The 2,774-nt window shown below is 77.7% G+C and carries 3 protein-coding genes; 1 reads left to right on the top strand and 2 read right to left on the bottom strand.

The annotated features are described in order from the left end of the window. Nucleotides 1–112: 112 nt before the first annotated feature. Complete coding sequence (locus tag ACRYR7_RS25080) at nt 113–1,225, top strand: CAP domain-containing protein (protein WP_432575084.1); 1,113 nt, start codon at nt 113–115, stop codon at nt 1,223–1,225. Nucleotides 1,226–1,288: 63 nt separating this feature from the next. On the opposite strand, the gene ACRYR7_RS25075 is transcribed toward ACRYR7_RS25080, so the two are convergent. Both ACRYR7_RS25075 and ACRYR7_RS25070 read right to left on the bottom strand, forming a co-directional pair. Continuing rightward, nucleotides 1,289–2,149: a purine-nucleoside phosphorylase gene (locus ACRYR7_RS25075; protein WP_432575083.1), complete on the bottom strand. Its 861-nt coding sequence runs from the start codon at nt 2,147–2,149 to the stop codon at nt 1,289–1,291. Nucleotides 2,150–2,235: 86 nt separating this feature from the next. After that, nucleotides 2,236–2,688 carry a gamma-glutamylcyclotransferase gene (locus ACRYR7_RS25070; RefSeq protein ID WP_432575086.1) on the bottom strand — a complete coding sequence of 151 codons (453 nt, stop codon included), beginning with the start codon at nt 2,686–2,688 and terminating at the stop codon, nt 2,236–2,238. Nucleotides 2,689–2,774 lie beyond the last annotated feature (86 nt).

Genomic DNA, 2,774 nt, shown 5'->3' with positions numbered 1-2,774 from the left:
GCGGGCTCAAGGAGCCCGCGGGGCGACCCGATCCCTCTCCTCGAACGCCCCGCGCCGCAGCCGGGGCCCGTCGAGCTGGAGGTGCTGGGTCGTGGGATCGAGTCGCGCGGGAGTGGCCGGACGTGGACTGCGCACCCCGGCGCGCGGTGCGCTGAGCTGCCTGCTCGCCGCGTCCGCGCTGCTCGGCACCGCGGCCGCCGCCACCGCCGCCGCCCCCGCGGCCGCGCCCGCCGCCGCCCCCGTCGTGCTCGCCGCCGCGCCCGCCGCGCCGGCCACCGACCTGGCCACGCAGAAGCGCCAGGTCGTCGAGGGCATCAACGCCGAGCGCGCCGCGCGCGGGCGCGCCCCGCTCACCGAGTTCGGCGACGTCTCGGCGGTCTCGCAGCGCTGGGCCGAGGCGCAGGCCGCCAGCGGCCAGTACCGGCACAACCCCGACTTCGCCCAGCAGCTCGCCGGGTACGGCGGGATCGGCGAGATCATCCACCTGAGCTACTCGAACAGCACCGACGGGGCCTGGGCCGTGCGCGGGTGGATCGACTCCGCCAAGCACCACGAGATCATGCTGGGCGACTACACCGGCATGGGCGTGGGCATCGCCGTGGGCCCGGCGCGCGTGCCGAACGCGCAGACCGAGATCTACTACGTCGTCAACACCGTCAAGGGCACCCGCCCCTCCACGACCCGCGCCTCCGCGCCGGTCGCCAGCGCGACCTGGACCAACGGCGGTGCCGTGCACCGCCTGCAGGGCGCGATCCTCGGCCTCTACCAGGGCACCGGCGGCCCCGGCGGCGTGCTCGGCCTGCCGACCACCTCGGAGCTGAGCACCCCCGACGGCGTCGGCCGCTTCACCCACTTCGAGCGCGGGTCCATCTACTTCTCGCCCGCCACCGGCGCGCAGGTCGTGCGCGGGGCGATCCGCGACGAGTGGGCGCGCCTGGGCTGGGAGCGCTCGCCGCTGGGCTACCCGGTCGGCGGGGAGTTCGCGGTGCGCGACGGCGGCCGGGTGCAGCGCTTCACCGGCGGGCTCGTGTACTGGACCCCGCGACTGGGCGCCCACGAGGTGCGCGGCGCGTTCGGGCAGTCCTACGCCGCGCAGCGCTGGGAGAACGGCAGCCTGGGCTACCCGCGCACCGGCGAGCAGGCGGTGCCCGGCGGCGTGCGCCAGGAGTTCGAGGGCGGGACCCTCACCTACCGCTGGGCCGAGGGGCGCGTCACCCGCTCCTGACGCCGGGCCGGGGACCGGCGCCGGACCGGGGACCCGCGCACCCGCGCGGGCCCCCGGCGCGCCTCACAGCAGCGGGACGACCCCGGCCAGCAGCCCGGCGCAGCGCGCGGCCGCGTCGCGCCCGGCCTGCAGCACCTCCTCGTGCGAGAGCGGCTCGTCGCTCACCCCGGCGGCCAGGTTCGTCACCAGGGAGAACCCCAGGACCTCCATGCCGGCGTGCCGGGCGGCGACCGCCTCCAGCGCGGTGGACATGCCCACCAGCGAGGCGCCCAGCACGCCGGCCATGCGGACCTCCGCGGGCGTCTCGTACTGCGGGCCGCGGAACTGCGCGTACACGCCCTCGGGCAGCTCCGGGTCCACCGTGCGGGCCAGGGCGCGCAGCCGCGAGGAGTACAGGTCCGTCATGTCGACGAACGTGGCGCCCTCCAGCGGCGTGGCCCCGGTCAGGTTCAGGTGGTCGGAGACGAGCACCGGCGAGCCCGGGCCGATCGAGGGGTCCAGCCCGCCGCAGCCGTTGGTCAGCACCAGCGTCCGGCAGCCGGCCGCGGCGGCCGTGCGCACCCCGTGCGCCACCGCCCGCACGCCGCGGCCCTCGTAGAAGTGCGTGCGCGGCAGCACCAGCGCCCTCAGCGGCTCGGCGTCCTCGCGCTCCACCCGGATCGAGCGCAGCGTGCCGGCGTGGCCCACCACGGCGGGGGCGGTGAAGCCGGGCAGCTCGGTGGCCGGCACCTCCAGCGCCACCTCGCCCAGCCGGTCCGCGGCCGCGGCCCAGCCCGAGCCCAGGACCAGCGCCACGTCGTGGTGCGGCACGCCCGTCAGCTCCGCCACGCGCTGCGCGGCGCGCTCGGCGAGCTCGAAGGGGTCGGTGTCGGCGTCGGAGAAGGTCCCGGTCGAGTGCCGGGCGGGGGGAACGGCGTTCGTCACGTCGTCCACCCTAGGACGGCGCCCGGGCCGGTGCCGTCGCCGGCGTCGCGCAGCGTGGCGGCGGGTGGCTCAGCGTGGCGGGCGCGTCAGGCGTCGTCGGAGCGGCAGGGCCGCGCGCGCAGCGCCAGCACGTAGTCGTGCGGGGCGCCGCCGGCCTCCGCGGCGTCGGCCAGGCCGCCGAGGTAGCGGGCCGCGGGCACCCCGCCCTCGTAGTCGTCGAGCACGTACGTCCACGCCACCACGTCGCCGTCGAGGGTCTTCACCCGCACCCGCACCTTGCGGTACAGGCCGATGCCCGCGCCCTCGACCTCGTCCAGGCGGTCGGCGTCGCCGTCGGCCACGTCGTACAGCGCCACGTACACCTGGTCGCCGGGGGCCTCCACCACCGTGGCGACCGGGCCCTGCCAGCTGCGGTCCTCCCCGCCGAAGGTCAGCCGCCAGTCCACCAGCCACCCCGTGGACCGCAGCGGCGAGTGCGGCGCCTTGCGCGCCATCACCTCCGGGTCGAGGTTGCTGGCGTACGCGGCGTAGGCGGGCACGTGGGCGGGCACGAGGGAAGACTGTAGGACGCCGCGCGCGCCCGCGGGAGCGGTGGTCGCCCCCGCCGCCCGCCCCCGCCCCCCCC

The sequence above is a fragment of the Kineococcus gurbantunggutensis genome (genome assembly GCF_050871925.1).
Lineage (GTDB): Bacteria > Actinomycetota > Actinomycetes > Actinomycetales > Kineococcaceae > Kineococcus.
The sequence above is the reverse complement of the archived record's forward strand: the minus strand, read 5'-3'. Positions and strand labels throughout refer to the sequence as shown.